Annotated in this window: 14 protein-coding genes; 9 read left to right on the forward strand and 5 right to left on the reverse strand. The window is 44.7% G+C overall.

Annotated elements, in window-relative coordinates; genetic code table 11:
- The first annotated feature begins 260 nt into the window (after positions 1-260).
- The gene (locus tag WA279_RS17265) at positions 261-1,394 is read left to right on the forward strand and encodes a DUF445 domain-containing protein (RefSeq protein WP_021479649.1); all 1,134 of its coding nucleotides are present in this window, start codon (positions 261-263) and stop codon (positions 1,392-1,394) included.
- Positions 1,395-1,486: 92 nt separating this feature from the next.
- Positions 1,487-1,840 carry a YlbF family regulator gene (locus tag WA279_RS17270; protein ID WP_003224239.1) on the forward strand — a complete coding sequence of 118 codons (354 nt, stop codon included), beginning with the start codon at positions 1,487-1,489 and terminating at the stop codon, positions 1,838-1,840.
- 43 nt (positions 1,841-1,883) lie between these two features.
- Here the strand turns inward: WA279_RS17270 and WA279_RS17275 are convergent, their stop codons facing one another.
- Positions 1,884-2,957 (reverse strand): DNA alkylation repair protein, encoded by a 1,074-nt coding sequence (locus WA279_RS17275; RefSeq protein WP_336156123.1) that lies wholly within the window; start codon positions 2,955-2,957, stop codon positions 1,884-1,886.
- A 485-nt stretch (positions 2,958-3,442) separates the two neighbouring features.
- On the opposite strand from WA279_RS17275, the gene WA279_RS17280 reads away from it, so the two are divergent.
- Positions 3,443-4,309 (forward strand): Cof-type HAD-IIB family hydrolase, encoded by an 867-nt coding sequence (locus tag WA279_RS17280; protein WP_003233277.1) that lies wholly within the window; start codon positions 3,443-3,445, stop codon positions 4,307-4,309.
- 111 nt (positions 4,310-4,420) lie between these two features.
- Entirely contained in the window at positions 4,421-5,926 is a 1,506-nt protein-coding gene (locus WA279_RS17285; RefSeq protein WP_014476306.1) for a coproporphyrinogen III oxidase, read from the forward strand.
- A gap of 17 nt (positions 5,927-5,943) precedes the next feature.
- On the opposite strand, the gene khtU is transcribed toward WA279_RS17285, so the two are convergent.
- The 3 genes from khtU to khtS all read right to left on the reverse strand — a co-directional run bounded on the left by khtU (position 5,944) and on the right by khtS (position 8,067).
- On the reverse strand, positions 5,944-7,161 hold the full coding sequence (khtU, locus tag WA279_RS17290; RefSeq protein WP_003233272.1) for a K(+)/H(+) antiporter subunit KhtU: 1,218 nt from the start codon (positions 7,159-7,161) through the stop codon (positions 5,944-5,946).
- Between the two features lie 6 nt (positions 7,162-7,167).
- On the reverse strand, positions 7,168-7,665 hold the full coding sequence (gene khtT / locus WA279_RS17295) for a K(+)/H(+) antiporter subunit KhtT (RefSeq protein ID WP_003233269.1): 498 nt from the start codon (positions 7,663-7,665) through the stop codon (positions 7,168-7,170).
- Positions 7,666-7,728: 63 nt separating this feature from the next.
- Positions 7,729-8,067, reverse strand: coding sequence for a K(+)/H(+) antiporter modulator KhtS (gene khtS / locus WA279_RS17300; protein WP_080475155.1), 339 nt, complete (start codon positions 8,065-8,067; stop codon positions 7,729-7,731).
- 165 nt (positions 8,068-8,232) lie between these two features.
- On the opposite strand from khtS, the gene WA279_RS17305 reads away from it, so the two are divergent.
- Positions 8,233-9,000, forward strand: a complete 768-nt coding sequence (locus tag WA279_RS17305; RefSeq protein ID WP_327845617.1) for an enoyl-CoA hydratase — start codon at positions 8,233-8,235, stop codon at positions 8,998-9,000.
- Positions 9,001-9,020: 20 nt separating this feature from the next.
- Here WA279_RS17305 and WA279_RS17310 read toward each other — a convergent pair whose 3' ends face one another.
- Positions 9,021-9,206, reverse strand: coding sequence for a YhzD family protein (locus WA279_RS17310; RefSeq protein ID WP_003233264.1), 186 nt, complete (start codon positions 9,204-9,206; stop codon positions 9,021-9,023).
- Positions 9,207-9,332: 126 nt separating this feature from the next.
- Here WA279_RS17310 and WA279_RS17315 point away from each other — a divergent pair, with 126 nt between their 5' ends.
- The 4 genes from WA279_RS17315 to sbcE all read left to right on the forward strand — a co-directional run bounded on the left by WA279_RS17315 (position 9,333) and on the right by sbcE (position 15,710).
- A complete protein-coding gene (locus WA279_RS17315) occupies positions 9,333-10,229 on the forward strand; it encodes an ABC transporter ATP-binding protein (protein ID WP_123373318.1) in 897 nt (298 codons plus the stop codon).
- Positions 10,222-11,481 (forward strand): ABC transporter permease, encoded by a 1,260-nt coding sequence (locus WA279_RS17320; RefSeq protein ID WP_003244912.1) that lies wholly within the window; start codon positions 10,222-10,224, stop codon positions 11,479-11,481. Before WA279_RS17315 ends, WA279_RS17320 begins: the two co-directional genes overlap by 8 nt.
- Positions 11,482-11,587: 106 nt before the next feature.
- Positions 11,588-12,814 carry a metallophosphoesterase family protein gene (locus tag WA279_RS17325; protein ID WP_336156131.1) on the forward strand — a complete coding sequence of 409 codons (1,227 nt, stop codon included), beginning with the start codon at positions 11,588-11,590 and terminating at the stop codon, positions 12,812-12,814.
- 4 nt (positions 12,815-12,818) lie between these two features.
- Positions 12,819-15,710 carry a DNA repair/recombination ATPase SbcE gene (gene sbcE, locus WA279_RS17330; protein ID WP_336156133.1) on the forward strand — a complete coding sequence of 964 codons (2,892 nt, stop codon included), beginning with the start codon at positions 12,819-12,821 and terminating at the stop codon, positions 15,708-15,710.
- Positions 15,711-15,724 lie beyond the last annotated feature (14 nt).

A 15,724-nucleotide genomic window follows, 5' to 3' on the forward strand; every position in this document is an offset into this window, starting at 1 on the left:
ACTCCCCCTTTTATTCAAAAGCTGCCGGCGGGTGTCCGCAGCTTTACACTAAATACATGTAAGACGAACGCAGCTGACGGTATTCTACTTTACAGAATACGATTCTTCACCTTGCCCTATTCCAAAAGAACAAGCTGATTTTCTAAGAACAGGAATTTGTCTCCTCGTTTGCTAAGTGATTGCATGAGCCTCTATAATACGTATAGGTACATAATCTATATGAAAAAAGCTGAAGCACAGATGGAGGAAGATGAATAGGAATGGGTATTGCAGGAACCTTTATTTTTATGATCGTGATCGGCGCTGCCATTGGAGCGGTGACCAATCATTTAGCAATTCAAATGCTGTTTAGGCCGTATAAAGCGTACTATTTGTTTGGGAAGCGAGTTCCTTTTACGCCCGGGCTGATTCCAAGACGGCGAGATGAACTTGCAAAACAAATGGGACTGATGGTAGTCAATCATCTCTTAACCCCTGAAGGCATTAAAAAGCGGCTCGTCTCTGATGCAGCCAAAACGCAGGCTCTTCGAGTGGGGGAACAGCTGATTCAAAAGCTGTCACTTTCTGAAGTGACAGTAAAAGAAGCGCTTGAAAAAGCCGGGATGAAGCGCCCCGAAAAAGCTGCTGATGCATGGATCAGCAGCTGGACGGATGATAAGCTGAATGAGCTTTTCCGCCAATACGGGGACCAATCGTTAAAAGAGCTGGTGCCTATAGAGGTGCAGGAAAAGCTTGAGGAAAAAATTCCGATGATTTCAGGATATATATTGTCACGGAGTGTCCGTTATTTTGAAAGTGATGAAGGAAAAATCCGTCTTGGCAATATGATTGATGACTTTTTAAAAGAGCGCGGCATGCTTGGAAGCATGGTGCAAATGTTTCTTGGCAATTCAAGCCTTGCGGATCGCGTGCTGCCGGAGCTGCTGAAATTCTTGCGGAATGAGGAAACAAATAAATTGCTTTCTGATCTCTTAAAAAACGAATGGGGCAAGCTGAGGGAGTATACGTTTAATGAAGCAGACGAAAAATGGAATGCAAAGGCGCTCATTTTCAGTTTGAAACGAAGAATGCTGCAAGCATTTTCGACTGCCCCTTTCTTCAACAATACGATTGGCACGCTTACCGTCCGCTATGAATCTGAGCTGACCCAGCAAATGCTGCCGGCACTGTTAGACAAATTGCTTGAAGGGATTTCGTCCAACCTTGAAAGTGTCTTAAAACGGTTGCGTCTTGAGGAAATCGTCAAGGAGCAGGTGGATCAGTTCCCGGTGGAGCGTCTTGAAGAAATGGTGCTGTCCATTTCAAAAAAAGAATTTAAAATGATTACCTATTTGGGGGGCCTTCTCGGCGGAATTATAGGCGCGATTCAAGCACTGTTTGTCATCCTTTTTTAAGAAGAAATGGGTTCTGATTAATGAAAGGATCTCCATAGTCTGTTATAGTGGAGTGGTATGTCAAACGGCAATGATGAAAGGAGCTATTTACAATGGCTGTTAATTTTTATGATGTAGCGTATGATCTGGAAAATGCATTACGCGGGAGCGAAGAGTTCACCCGTTTAAAAAACCTTTACGACGAAGTTAACGCAGATGAATCAGCGAAGCGCATGTTCGAAAACTTCCGTGATGTACAGCTTAGACTCCAGCAAAAACAAATGGCAGGAGAAGAGATTACACAAGAAGAAGTGACGCAGGCTCAAAAAACAGTTGCGCTTGTACAGCAGCACGAAAAAATTTCTCAGCTGATGGAAGCGGAGCAGCGCATGAGCATGCTGATTGGTGAATTGAACAAAATCATTATGAAGCCTTTGGAAGAGCTTTACGGCAGTGTTGAAGGCTAATAAGCAAAATCCCTTCTTGGATAAGAAGGGATTTTTTATTCATTCAGCAAACTTGGAAATCCAATGAATCTGTTACCTCTCCATTGATGATGACTGATAATGTATGAATTCCTTTGTAATGCTTTCTGGTGGTTAAATCCTTAAAGGATTGGATTCTTGTGTATGATTTCGTTTCGTTTTTTCGTATATTTGTTTCTGTTATTTTAAATACTTTCTGATGACGCTGGCCTCTTGCTTTTACAAAATCAATTGCGTACTCAATTCTTACTTTTTGATCCCTGTCTGAATGAATATAGAAAGAAAATTCAAGGCTTTCGCCAATAACTATACGTTTGGGCTGGCATGTTAAATCATGTAGTTGTATCGAATCAGCATTTTCATAACCAAAAAGCGCTAAGGCCTGTTTATCACCCTTTTTTAATAAGGTCCGATAGGCGTGTTTGATAATCCAGTCTGTATGGGGATGTGTTCCGTACCATTGATCTGCGACTTTTCTCAGTAAATGAGGATGCGTTTTTGATATATCATTAAGGTTGTTGGCCACGCTTTTTCTTACATATAAGGACTCGTCCTGCATCAGCTTGTCAAGGATCGGCAATACGGGGGAAGGGTCCGATTTCAAAGCCGGTATCGATTTTCCCCATGGCAGGCGGGGTCTGCTGCCTTCGCTCGCAAGTCTTCTCACGTGTTCATTTTTATGCTCAGACCATGCAAGCAATTGTGCAATCATCTTTTCTTGATCTAACAGCAAAAAAGGCCTTACAGCAAATTCTGAGGTCGAATATTGCGTAAAGTATTCCAATGCCTTTATTGATTCTTCCCAATGCGCTAACCCGTACTGTTCCACATAATCTGGAAATAAAATTCCGCTGAGTCCTTTAAAATGAGGGGCTGTATCCCGTAAAATTGTGAGCGCTTCAACGTATTGTTTTGGCAAAGTTTCGTATAAAGAAACTGTCACGCGGCGCATCCGCTCTTTTAAAGTGAGTTCAGGCCAGTCCTCCAGCCGTAATGTATCCAAGAATCTGTTTTTGTTAAAATCAGGATAGGATGACCTTACATGATGGATCAACTGAGATATCAGTTCTTCATTATATATTTCTTTTAAATCAGCCATATAAACACCGCTTTTTCGTTTATTATTTATATCGTATGGGAATGTACGTTCTGGATCAAGTGTATAGTCCTAAAAATTAACAACTGATCCTACCACGGATATACAAAAGTTGGTTACTTTTTTTAGTTAAAAAAACCCTTGTCATCGGAAAAGAAAACTGAGATAATAACATTGAAAGCGCCTACACTTACCTATTTCAAATGGATACGGTCGCATATCATGCCGTTATATAGAGGGGATAAGCAACAGAGAGTAAGTGTTCGGAGCGCATCATTGGTCAAACAAGGGGTTCCTGATACATGATTTTTCGTAAATCGAAATAACGATATTAGGGAGAATGGCTGCTTCGATCGTATCCTATCAACAAGCCATACATAAAGTCTGCTGAGCCAGGCTTTTTTTGCTTTAAGAAAAGGTTGTTCTAAACACAGAGACAGGGTCATATCCTATACACAAGTACAGTCATCAAGGAGGGGGACATCTCTGTGTCAAAACAATTGCTTGCCTTAAATATAGATGGAGCGCTGCTTCGGTCGAACGGGAAGATTCATCAGGCAACGAAAGACGCGATTGAATATGTAAAGAAAAAAGGGATTTACGTCACACTTGTGACCAACCGTCATTTTCGCTCAGCACAGAAAATAGCGAAATCGCTAAAGCTTGATGCCAAGCTGATCACCCATAGCGGGGCATATATCGCTGAGAAAATTGACGCCCCGTTTTTTGAAAAAAGAATTTCTGATGATCATACCTTTAACATTGTTCAAGTGCTGGAGAGCTATCAATGTAATATTCGGCTTCTTCACGAAAAGTATTCCATCGGAAACAAGAAAAAGGTGAATTCGAATTTATTGGGTAAAGCACTCATTCATCCGTCTGACCCGATCTTTTATCCAGTCCAGTTCGTTGAATCATTAAGCGATCTCCTCATGGATGAGCCGGTGAGTGCACCCGTCATCGAGGTGTACACGGAGCACGACATTCAGCATGACATTACAGAAACGATTACAAAAGCCTTCCCTGCAGTGGATGTGATTCGCGTAAACGATGAGAAGCTGAATATCGTCCCGAAAGGTGTCTCGAAGGAAGCGGGTTTGGCCCTCGTCGCTTCAGAGCTGGGCCTGAGTATGGATGATGTCGTGGCCATTGGGCATCAGTATGACGATCTGCCGATGATCGAACTTGCCGGTCTTGGGGTAGCGATGGGGAATGCCGTTCCGGAAATTAAGAGAAAGGCAGATTGGGTTACAAGGTCCAATGACGAGCAAGGTGTCGCTTATATGATGAAGGAATATTTCCGAATGCAGCAGCGAAAAGGATTTCTTGATAAGTTCCACATGAAACGTGTGTAAAAAAGCCGCTCGCACCCTGACAGGTGCGGCGGCTTTTTTGCCGGATTGATTTTAGCAGTTTATTTCTGTACACTAAAGAAAGTTTTGAATCTGATAAATTAGGTGATGAAGTTGCAAATTAAAATAGAAGGCATACATGATGACCGCCTGCATCGGCCTCTGCAAAATATTGCAAATTTGTTTTATGAAGAGTGCGAGCTTGCGTATGGCGGAGAGGAGCCCGCAGATTTTGTCATTTCTTTAGCGTTGTCACAAACGGATGAGCATGTGACGGTTTCGGGAGAAGTGAAGGGAACTGGCATAAAGGAACAGCATACAAAAATTTTTTCTCCCGGCATGACTGAAAAAGAAGCTTTTAAGCAAGTGAAAAACACAATTTCTTATGTGTATCTCAATCTTCTTCAGGCGCATACGGGCATTACGCAGAAGTGGGGAATCCTCACAGGAATCCGGCCCACAAAGCTGCTTCATAAAAAACTGCAAAGCGGAATGTCCAAGGAGCAAGCGCATGCTGAGTTGAAAAAAGACTATTTAATTCATGATGAAAAAATCATGCTAATGCAGGAAATTGTTGACCGTCAGCTGGCGGCAGTGCCGGATTTGTACCGAGTAAAGGATGAAGTCAGCATTTATATCGGCATTCCGTTCTGCCCGACAAAATGCGCGTATTGCACATTCCCTGCGTACGCTATCCAAGGACAGGCGGGCAGAGTCGGCTCATTCCTATGGGGACTGCATTACGAAATGCAGAAAATCGGTGAATGGCTGAAGGAGCATGATGTTAAGGTTACAACCATTTACTTTGGCGGCGGGACGCCGACAAGCATTACAGCGGAGGAGATGGATCTGCTGTATGAAGAAATGGTCCGCTCCTTCCCGGATGTGAAAAACATTCGTGAGATTACGGTGGAGGCCGGTCGTCCTGACACGATTACAGAAGAAAAACTCGCCGTTTTAAACAAATATGACATTGATCGGATCAGCATCAATCCGCAATCCTACGAAAACGAAACGCTAAAGGCGATCGGGCGGCACCATACGGTTGAAGAGACCATTGAGAAATATCATCTGTCACGCCAACACGGCATGAATAATATTAACATGGACTTGATTATTGGTTTGCCTGGGGAAGGCGTGAAGGAGTTCAGGCACAGTCTTTCAGAAACAGAAAAACTGATGCCGGAATCCCTTACCGTTCATACTCTTTCATTTAAACGGGCGTCAGAAATGACGAGAAACAAGCATAAGTACAAAGTTGCCGGCAGGGAAGAGGTTTCTCAAATGATGGAAGACGCGGTAGCCTGGACGAAAGAGCATGGGTACGTGCCTTATTATTTATACCGCCAGAAAAACATTCTTGGAAACCTTGAAAACGTCGGATACTCTTTGCCGGGACAAGAAAGCATCTACAACATTATGATTATGGAAGAGGTGCAGACGATTATTGGCATCGGCTGCGGCGCTGCTAGTAAATTTATTGATCGGGATACAGGGAAAATTACGCATTTTGCGAATCCGAAAGATCCGAAATCGTACAATGAGCGCTTCGAGCACTACACGGACGAAAAAATCAAATATTTAGAGCAGATTTTTGAAAAAACGACAAAGCAGCACTGATTACAGTGCTGCTTTTTTTATCCCTGTTTTTTTGCGGGCTGAACCTCAGGCTTCCATTTAAATACCTTGTTCAGCAAGCGGTAAATTCGTTTTGATTCCTTTGTGACAAGCGGTCCCAAAATCGCCAGAATGAGGACATATAATGCGGCAAACGGCTTTAATGTGGCCGACAGTCCGCCGGCTATCCCGAGATTCGCAACGATAATCGAAAATTCTCCCCGCGATACGATCGTCAGCCCGATATTCGATGAAGCCTTATGAGAAAGCCCTGCGCGTCGTCCTGCCACCATTCCGGCGATAAAATTTCCCAGAATGGTCAAAATCACTGCACCCAACGCAAGCCAAACCGCTTCACCAAGCGAAAACGGATCGATACTGAGGCCGAAGCTGAAAAAGAACATCGCACCGAAGAAGTCGCGAAACGGAACAACGAGGTGTTCAATCCTATCGGAATGCTCTGTTTCTGAAAAGACCAAACCGAGCAGCAGCGCGCCGATTGCTTCTGCTACATGAATCGTCTCTGAAAACCCGGCGATAAAAAAGAGTGCTGCGAAAATGACGATAATAAACACTTCGTTTGAGCGAATGTCCAACAGTTTGTTCAACAGCGGCGGGAGTTTTCTTGCTGCGATAAAAAACAGCAGCATATAACCGAAGGCGATCAAAATGGACAAGAGTGCACTCCCTACGGATGTCGCATCACCTAGTATAAGGCCGGAAACAACGGACAGATATACGGCAAGGAAAATATCTTCAAACATGATGATGCCGAGAATCAATTCGGTTTCCGGGTTGGCGGTTCTTTTTAAATCAACGAGCACTTTTGCGACAATCGCACTTGACGAGATTGTGATGACGCCTGCGAGGATGAGGACTTCCAGAAAGGAAAATCCGGTGATAAACCCGTAAAGCAGTCCGAGGCTGAAGTTAATCAAAATATAAATCGTCCCGCCGACCGCGATTGATTTTCCTGATTTGATTAACTTCCCGACAGAGAATTCGAGTCCGAGATAGAAGAGGAGGAACAGTACGCCCATTCGCCCGAAAAACTCGATGATTTCACTGCTTTGAATAAATGTTAGATCAATAATCCCCATTTTCGGCGCGTGCGGTCCAACAAGCATTCCCAGCACAATCAGAAACGGAATAATCGAAAATTTAATTTTATTGGCGATCACACTGGCGATTGCCACAAGCACAAGTGCAGTTCCGACTTCAAATACAAGATGGTCCATCGGGGCTCACACGCCCTCTCCAGAAAGAAAATCGTGAATCAGTTTCTTCAGATGCTTTCTCTCACCTGAGAGGACAAGGGTGTCATTTTCTTCAATAATCGAATCCGCTCCGGGATTTAGGAGCTTTTCCTGGTTGTGTTTGATAATCGCAATAACAGTGACATCGTAATTCTGGCGAACATCAAGCTCACCGAGTGTGCGTCCGATCGATTTGGCGCCTTTTTCGACCTTAAACCATTCAATAATAAGATCGCTGAAGGCCATTTCGATGGACTCCAGAGCTTGCGGTTTATAGACCATGCCCCCGAGAATAGCTGCAATTTGCCTTGCTTCAGAATCATCCAATGAAATATTTGAAAGAAGCTCATCCGGGTCCCGGTCATTAAACCGGTAAATTTCCCTTCTTCCGTCATCATGAATGATAATCGTCATTTTTTCGTGGCTTCTTGTTTCGATTTCAAACTTTTTGCCGATGCCCGGCAGATCGTTTTCTTTAATATTCAATGAAAATCCCTCCGAATGTAGTGTTGGCAGTATGGGGTGAGTTACAAATAAAACTTGAGCAAATTATATTCGGAGGTAATTAGACTGGTATTTGACAGGGACGGCACAAGCCTTTTCCAGCCTGTTTATCAGCGGTTCGTCAAGTGGTTTGACAGAGAGATGCCTGACAGACTGTGCCAGCGGGCTGTACTCTTTGATCAGCTCAGCCGGGTGAATGCTGCCCGGCGACGGCGTTTTTGCCGATTGTGTTTCCTGCGGATATGAGGACATAGGCACATAGCTGTCAGTGCTTGCTTCAAACTGGGAAGGCAGAACCACGTCCGAAGGGGGAAAGTACACCATAAATAAACTTAACAGAAAACTGATCAGCAATTTATCCATGTTCCTTTCCTCCCTTCTCATCAAGATATCCCTTCTTTTTCACTATATAAAACTTTATGTTTCCATTCAAACAATATGCATTTTTCAGTATCTATTGACCTTGAAAAATAAAAAGGTTTATTTGAGGATGGCGGGGAATGTATAGGAGAAAGAAAAAAAGTAAGCGCATACATGGAGGTGCTTTATATGGAGTTTGTTCAATATGCATGTAATGGGGCCGTTGCAGAGATTATCCTGAATCGGCCAGATGCCCATCACGCCCTGAATGAACAGATGCTGTCTGAATTGAAGGAGGCAGTCGAAATGGCGGCTGAAAGCGAGGCGCTCATCGTTCTCCTGAGAGGAAGCGGCAAAGGCTTTTCGGCCGGTGGTGATATCAGGATGATGACGTCAGAGCATGACTCTGATCAATTTAAACGGCTGATGGATACGATTGAGGCTGTCACCTTGAATTTATATCAGATGAAGAAAGTGACAATTGCAGCCATTCATGGCGCTGCTGCGGGACTGGGCCTGAGTTTGGCGCTTTGTGCGGACATTGTGCTCGCTGAAAAAAACGCCGTTCTCGCGATGAATTTTATCGGCATTGGGCTAGTTCCGGACGGCGGAGGACATTATTTGCTGAAGAAAAGAATCGGTGAAGCAAAAGCGAAAAAACTGATTTGGAGCGGAAAAAAACTATCTGCCTCGGAAGCTGCCGATATGGGGCTTCTTGATGGGACATTTGCCGGAGACCCTGCCGAAGGCGCAAGACCCATTATCGAAACCCTGTTGGCCTCCCCTCTTTTGGCGATGATCGAAACGAAAGCTATTTTTCAAAGCCTCCAAATTGAAGAACTGAAAAAAGTGCTATCCCTTGAGCGCAGCGCCCAAGAGAGAATGAGAAGGACCAAGGATCACCAAGAAGGAATCCGTGCCTTTTTAGAAAAACGGGAGCCGAAGTTTCAAGCGTAACAGATCAGCCGGAAAGCTGATCATCTGTGAAACAAAATCAGCTTTCCGGCTGCATTGACTAAACGATGAGTATGACTATGAAGCTCTTTTTCTTTTAAGAGGGCTTCACCATGCGTTTTTGCCGCTTCTTCATGTTCTGCCTCGAATTGCTCGTTTACCAGCGTGTTCCCCGAAGGATCAAATACGGTAAGGAAATAATCAGCCATCAGGTTTCTCCTCCATTTTAAGGTTTATCAGTCTTTCTTCATTTATATTCTAAAAAGGAAATCAAAATCCTTTATTATGCTTTATCCAAAATTAGTATATAATGGGTCAGGGAAGGAGGAGATTCAGTGCTTACAATTGATCACGTAACGAAGACATTTGGAGATTATAAAGCCGTTGACGGATTGGACTTAGATATTCCGGAACAGCAAATGTTCGGTCTATTAGGCGCAAACGGAGCGGGAAAAACAACGACGTTTCGCATGATCCTAGGATTATTAAGCATTACGGAGGGCTCAATCAGCTGGAAGGGCCGTCCTGTGAATTATCATATCAGCAACAAAATCGGTTATCTGCCGGAAGAGCGGGGCCTTTATCCGAAAATGAAGGTAAAGGATCAGCTCGTCTATCTTGCCAGATTAAAAGGGATGGAGAAGCGAGAGGCTGTAAAAGAGCTCGGTACATGGCTTGAACGCTTCAATATAACAGATTACGAGAATAAGAAGGTGGAAGAGCTTTCAAAGGGGAATCAGCAGAAAATCCAATTCATTTCGGCAGTTTTGCATAAGCCGGAGCTCCTGATTCTAGATGAACCATTCAGCGGCTTGGACCCTGTCAATGTTGAGCTCTTAAAAGAGGCTGTGATCTCGCTGAAAAACAGCGGTGTTTCTATTTTATTTTCAAGCCATCGGATGGAACATGTGGAGGAGCTTTGTGAGAACCTTTGCATATTGCAGAAAGGAAAACCGGTTGTACAAGGCAAGCTGAAGGAGATCAAGCGTTCTTTCGGTAAAAAGAATGTTACCATTCACTCCGATGACGATCTGCGCTTTTTGCAGTCCCATGAAGGCATTCTTCAATGGAAGGAAACGGCAGACGGCATCAAGCTGCAGATTGCCAATGAAGACATTTCTCAAGAGATTTTTGCGATGCTACAGGGAAAAGGGTTTATCAGAAAGTTTGAGCTTGAAGAGCCGTCACTGCATGATATTTTTATAGAAAAGGTGGGGGCCGTCTATGAATAAATTTTGGATCATGCTTTCTCATACATACAAAAATAAGATTATGGCAAAATCCTTTATTATTTCGACTGTCATCACGGTGCTGCTTGTTTTAGTTGTAACGAATCTGGAGTCGATCATTTCTTTGTTTCAAGGTGACGATGCGAAAGAAAAAATCGCCGTTGTTGATGAAACAAACGAATTATATCCGGTTTTTTCAAAGCAGCTGAAAGCGGTGGATACAGACGGCGATCTTGATGTGAAGCTGTCGAAGCAATCGGAGGATGAGGTCACAAAGCAAGTCAAAGATGAATCACTCGATGGCATGCTCATCATCAAACGAGATGAAAAAGGGACCATTTCAGGAACATATAAAGCGTTAACGATTTCTGATGAAAGCACGTATCAAACGCTGCAGCAGGCGCTGACGCAAACCAAAACAGCTGTCGGAACAGCGGAGCTCGGCGTGTCGCAGGAAACGATCAGCAGCCTTTATGCGCCCGTTACTGTGGGGCAGAAGGCGCTGAAAGAAGGGGCAAAGTCTGAGGAAGAGCTTGGCCAGACGGTAGGGCTTGTTTACATTATGCTGTTCGTCATTTATTTTTCGGTGATTATGTACGCCAGCATGATTGCGATGGAGGTCGCTACAGAAAAATCTTCGCGAGTTATGGAAATCCTGATCTCAAGTATGCCGCCGATCCAGCAAATGTTTGCAAAGCTGCTTGGTATCGGGCTTGTCGGGATCACACAGCTTGCTATTATTATAGGAGCCGGCTCTCTGTCGCTTAAGCTGAACCAAAAGAGCGAAACGGCTTCATCTGTCGGCGGATTCCTTAATTTGACCGACGTATCTGCAACCACTGTCATCTATGCTGTCATTTTCTTTTTGCTTGGATACTTTTTGTACGCGACACTTGCCGCGTTTCTCGGCAGTGTCGTCAGCAGAATAGAGGACGTGCAGCAAACGATCACGCCGATGACGCTTTTGGTTGTCGCCGGTTTTATGATCGCGATGTTCGGTTTGAATGCGCCTGACGCAGGATTTATTACGGTAACTTCGTTTATTCCGTTCTTTACGCCAATGATTATGTTCCTGCGCGTCGGCATGCTTGATATTCCGTTCTGGCAGGCGGCTGTCGGAATTGGAATCACACTGCTCACCATTGTCATACTGGCCGTTATCGGCGCCAGAATTTATAAAGGCGGTGTATTAATTTACGGCAATTCAAGCGCGTTCAAAGCGATCAAACAAGCGCTTCGTTTAGCGAAAAACTGATTGGAAAACAGCCTGGGGATTCTCAGGCTGTTTCTTTTTTGACAGAACGTGCATTCGCAAGAATTCGGTGCTAAAATAAGGGTACTTCTTCCTGGAAAGGAGCAGAATGTTGACTGATCTAACCTTTATTCATGCGGCAGATCTTCATCTTGACAGCCCGTTTTACGGGATATCGCATCTGCCGGAGCCGATTTTTGCCCGGATTAAAGAAAGCACGTTTGCAAGCGTGAGACATATGATAGACGCCGCAGTGAGAGAGCACGTTGATTTCATTTTGCTGGCGGGAGATCTGTTTGATGAAGCCAATCGAAGCTTAAAGGCTCAGCTCTTTTTGAAAAAACAGTTTGAAAGACTCAGAGAGTGCGGGATTTCAGTATACGTCATCTTTGGGAATCACGATCATCTTGGCGGGGAGTGGACGCCGATTGAATGGCCTGAGAATGTCCATATTTTTTCATCCGCTGTTCCAGAAGAAAAATCGTTTTTTAAAGAAGGCAGGCGCATAGCAAGCATTTACGGCTTCAGCTATCAAGCCAGAGCAGTGACGGAAAACCAAGCCGCCCGCTATCGGAGATCAACTGATGCACCGTTTCATATCGGCATGCTCCACGGCACGCTGTCAGGATCTGAAGGACACGATCCGTATTGCCCGTTTACACATGACGACCTCGTGAAAAGCGGGATGGATTATTGGGCGCTTGGCCATATACATAAACGCCAGGTTCTATCTGCCGAGCATCCGACAGTCATTTACCCGGGAAACACGCAAGCACGCCATATGAAGGAGACGGGAGATAAAGGCTATTATCTCGTTCATGTGACAAACGGAGAGATATCTTATGAATTTCAGAGAGCGCATGATGTCCTATGGGAAAAAGTGGCGGTTGATGTGACGGAGGCAAAGAATATGACCGCCCTCTTCCAAATGGTGGAGAACACGTTTTCGAAGCTGCGGAAAAAGGGGAGCCCTGTTTGTGTAAGGCTTGTTTTACAAGGGGCGGCGCCGGAATGGCTGCTGGAGGCGCCAAAAGGCACCTTGGATGAGTTTCTTGAAGCTCTTCAGGAACAAGAAGCGGAAGAGGAACATTTCGTTTGGCCTCTTGGATTGGACGATGAGACAGAAAACGAAGCAAACCTAACAAACCTTGATCCTTTTTTTGGCGGTTTATTTGAAGACATTGATCGCAGCGATCTGTCAGACGTGCTGGAAGGGCTTGAGCGGCATCCAGTGTATAGAAGGCACGCGGACCGGTTTAGCCAAGAGGAGGTAAAGGAAATAAAAGAGCAGGCACAGATATTATTGAAAAGACAGCTTAAGGTGCTTGATACATGAGGCGGTGACAGCTTTGCGAATTATATCTTTACATATCTACCAATACGGAAAATTTTCCAATCGGACCTTTCACTTTTCCGCCTCTCCTGTCCAAGTCATCTACGGATTAAATGAGGCAGGAAAAACGACGATGATGTCATTTATTGAAAGCATGCTGTTCGGTTTTCCGAAAACGAAAAAGTATGAACCGAAAACAGGCGGTGTCTACGGCGGTGTTCTTGAAGCTGAACATCCTGAGTATGGGGTGCTGAAGATCGAACGGACGAAAGGGACTGCCGAAAAACTAAGCGTGTACACAGAAAAGGGCGAAGTAAAGCAGGGAGATGTTTTAAAGCAGCTGTTCCAGGGCACAGACAGGTCGTTGTACAAAGCAATATATTCGTTTGACGTATTCGGGCTGCAGGAAATTCACGCCTTTAATCGGGACAGAATAGGGGAATTTTTGCTCTTTTCCAGCTTGTTTGGTGCTGAAGCCGTATCAAAGCTTGATTCAAGGCTGACGAAGGAAAGCGAAAGGCTCTATAAACCAAATGGGCGAAACCCTCAATTGAATCAGGAGCTGGAAACGCTTAAGCAGCTGGCAGTGAAGCTAAAACAGGCTGAAGCAGAGGAATCGGGCTATCATCAGCTTCTCGAGGAAAAACGAACGCTTGAAGCCCGCCTTGCAGCCGCGGAAACCGAATTGAAAGAGACGGCGGGACATATCCGAATGATTGAGGGAGCGATTGAGCGAAAACCATTGCTAAATGAAAAAGCGACACTCGAACAGGTGATTGCAGAATGTCCGGAACATGCAGGACAATTTCCTGCTGACGGACTGCATCAGCTGGAAAAATATGAATCCCATCTGCACCCGAAATCAGCACAGCTTGAGGCGCTTCGGGTGAAGATGGCGGAGTTGGACAAACAGAGGCAAAAGCTTATCCCCGATAAAGAACTATTGACGAAAGAAACGCTGATACAAGAGCTTTCGGCAGCGTTTCATATGTACCAATCCTGGGGAGAACAGCTGACCGCCATTCAGGCACAGCTGCGTCAGACGTCTGCGCAGACAGCGGCAGGGCTGGAACAGCTCAATAAAACGGATGAAAATGAGCTCCTGAATATGAACACCTCATATGATTATGAATGGCAGCTTCAGCAAGCGGTGCAGCAATATGTACAGGCAAGAGACAGAAAACGGCAGCTTGACGAGACGTTTGAACTTGCTCGGCAAGAGCTGGAAGACGCGGAAAAGGCCGTTCATGCCGCTTCGTCCGCGATTCTTGAAAACAGCCAAAGAAAAGATAAAGAAGCAGCTCTTAGAGCATATGATGAAACACAGGGGCAGCACCAAGAGCAAGCGAAGCTAAGAGAACAGCTGAAGTTTTTTGAAAGACAGCAGGCTAAACAGAAAAAGACTGTTATTGCAGCTGGTATGTTGTTCATCGTTCTCTTTTTTCTGCTGCAGCAATGGATTCCTGCCATAAGTTTCGGCGCTGCACTTATTGTGTATTGGCTTGTATCAGGAAAACCGTCTTCTCGAAACAGCCGAGAGACAAGACAGCCCATGATGGATATTTCACCAGCAGAAGCTGAAATGCTTAGAGAAGCGTTATGGGAGGATGACCGCAATAAGCAGCACCTTCTCACACAGCGTGCAGCGCTCCAGCAAAAAGAGGCGGCGTATGAAAGGGTCATCCAGCAGTTTGAACAGTGGGAAGCCGAAATGGCGCCGTCCTTTACACAGGTTGAGCGTTTTATGAATGAGCTCGGATTTAAGGAAGATCCATCATTTTTGCTTGATGCATACAGCTTAATGAAGGATGTTAAAAAAGAAGTGAAGAAAAAGCATGAGCTGACCATTGAAGCAGGCAGGCTGAAAAAGCACCGGAGAACATTCGAAGAACGCGTCAGTATGCTTCGTCCCGTGAATCAGAGTCAGGATATCTCCATTTCGGATGCCCTTCACACGTTGCGGAAAAACATTGAACGTGAAAAAGAAATTGAGAAGAAAAAAAAGGAAATTGAAACAGATATTCATTATACAAAGGAACAGATGCTTGAACTTGAGCAAGAAATACAGTATTTCCACGCACAGATTGAACAGTTATTTGCCGCGGCTGCTGCAAAAGACAGAGATGCGTTTTTTGCCATAGCCGACATCAGCAGGCAATTGAAGGATACGGAGAACAAGCTTCATCACGTAAACGCACAGCTTCAAGGCGGGCACCCGGAGGAACTTGAACTGGCGGATTCCAATACGCTTTCTGAATTGAAAGATAAGCAATTTGTTGAGAATGAAAGAAAAGAGCGGCTGACTGAGGAGATCGAGCAGCTCCGCAGCCAAATCGCACTGCTCTCAGTCAAACAGGAACAATTAGAGGCTTCGGGAATGGTCTCAGACCTCAAGCTTCAAACCGAAATGCAAAAAGAACGTGTAAAAGAAACGGCTAAAAAATGGGCCTCGATACAAATGGTCAAACAGGTGATCAGAAACAAATTGGAGCGGCATAAAAAAATCGAGCTTCCGCGCCTTCTGGAGACGGCAGGAGAATTCTTCCGCCCTCTGACAGACGGAAACTACCAAACCATTTATTTTTCCGAAACGGATGATTCGATCATGGTTATGCATCGCGATGGAACTGTCTATCATGCGGAAGAGCTGTCACAAGGGACGTGTGAACAGCTGTATACAGCGATCCGATTTGCTTTGGCCGTTACGCGCCAGGGTGGGTCAAAGCTTCCGTTCCAGCTTGACGACAGTTTTGTTCATTTTGATCAGGAAAGGCTGAAACGTGTATTACATGTTCTGTATGATTTATCCGAAGGCGGTAGGCAGATTTTGTATTTTACATGCCATGAGCACGTAAAAAATGCATTTCATAGCAGCCAAATCATCCATTTGGTGTCATAAAAGAGGTTCTATAG

The organism is Bacillus sp. 204(2023), assembly GCF_037027505.1.
Lineage (GTDB): Bacteria > Bacillota > Bacilli > Bacillales > Bacillaceae > Bacillus > Bacillus subtilis.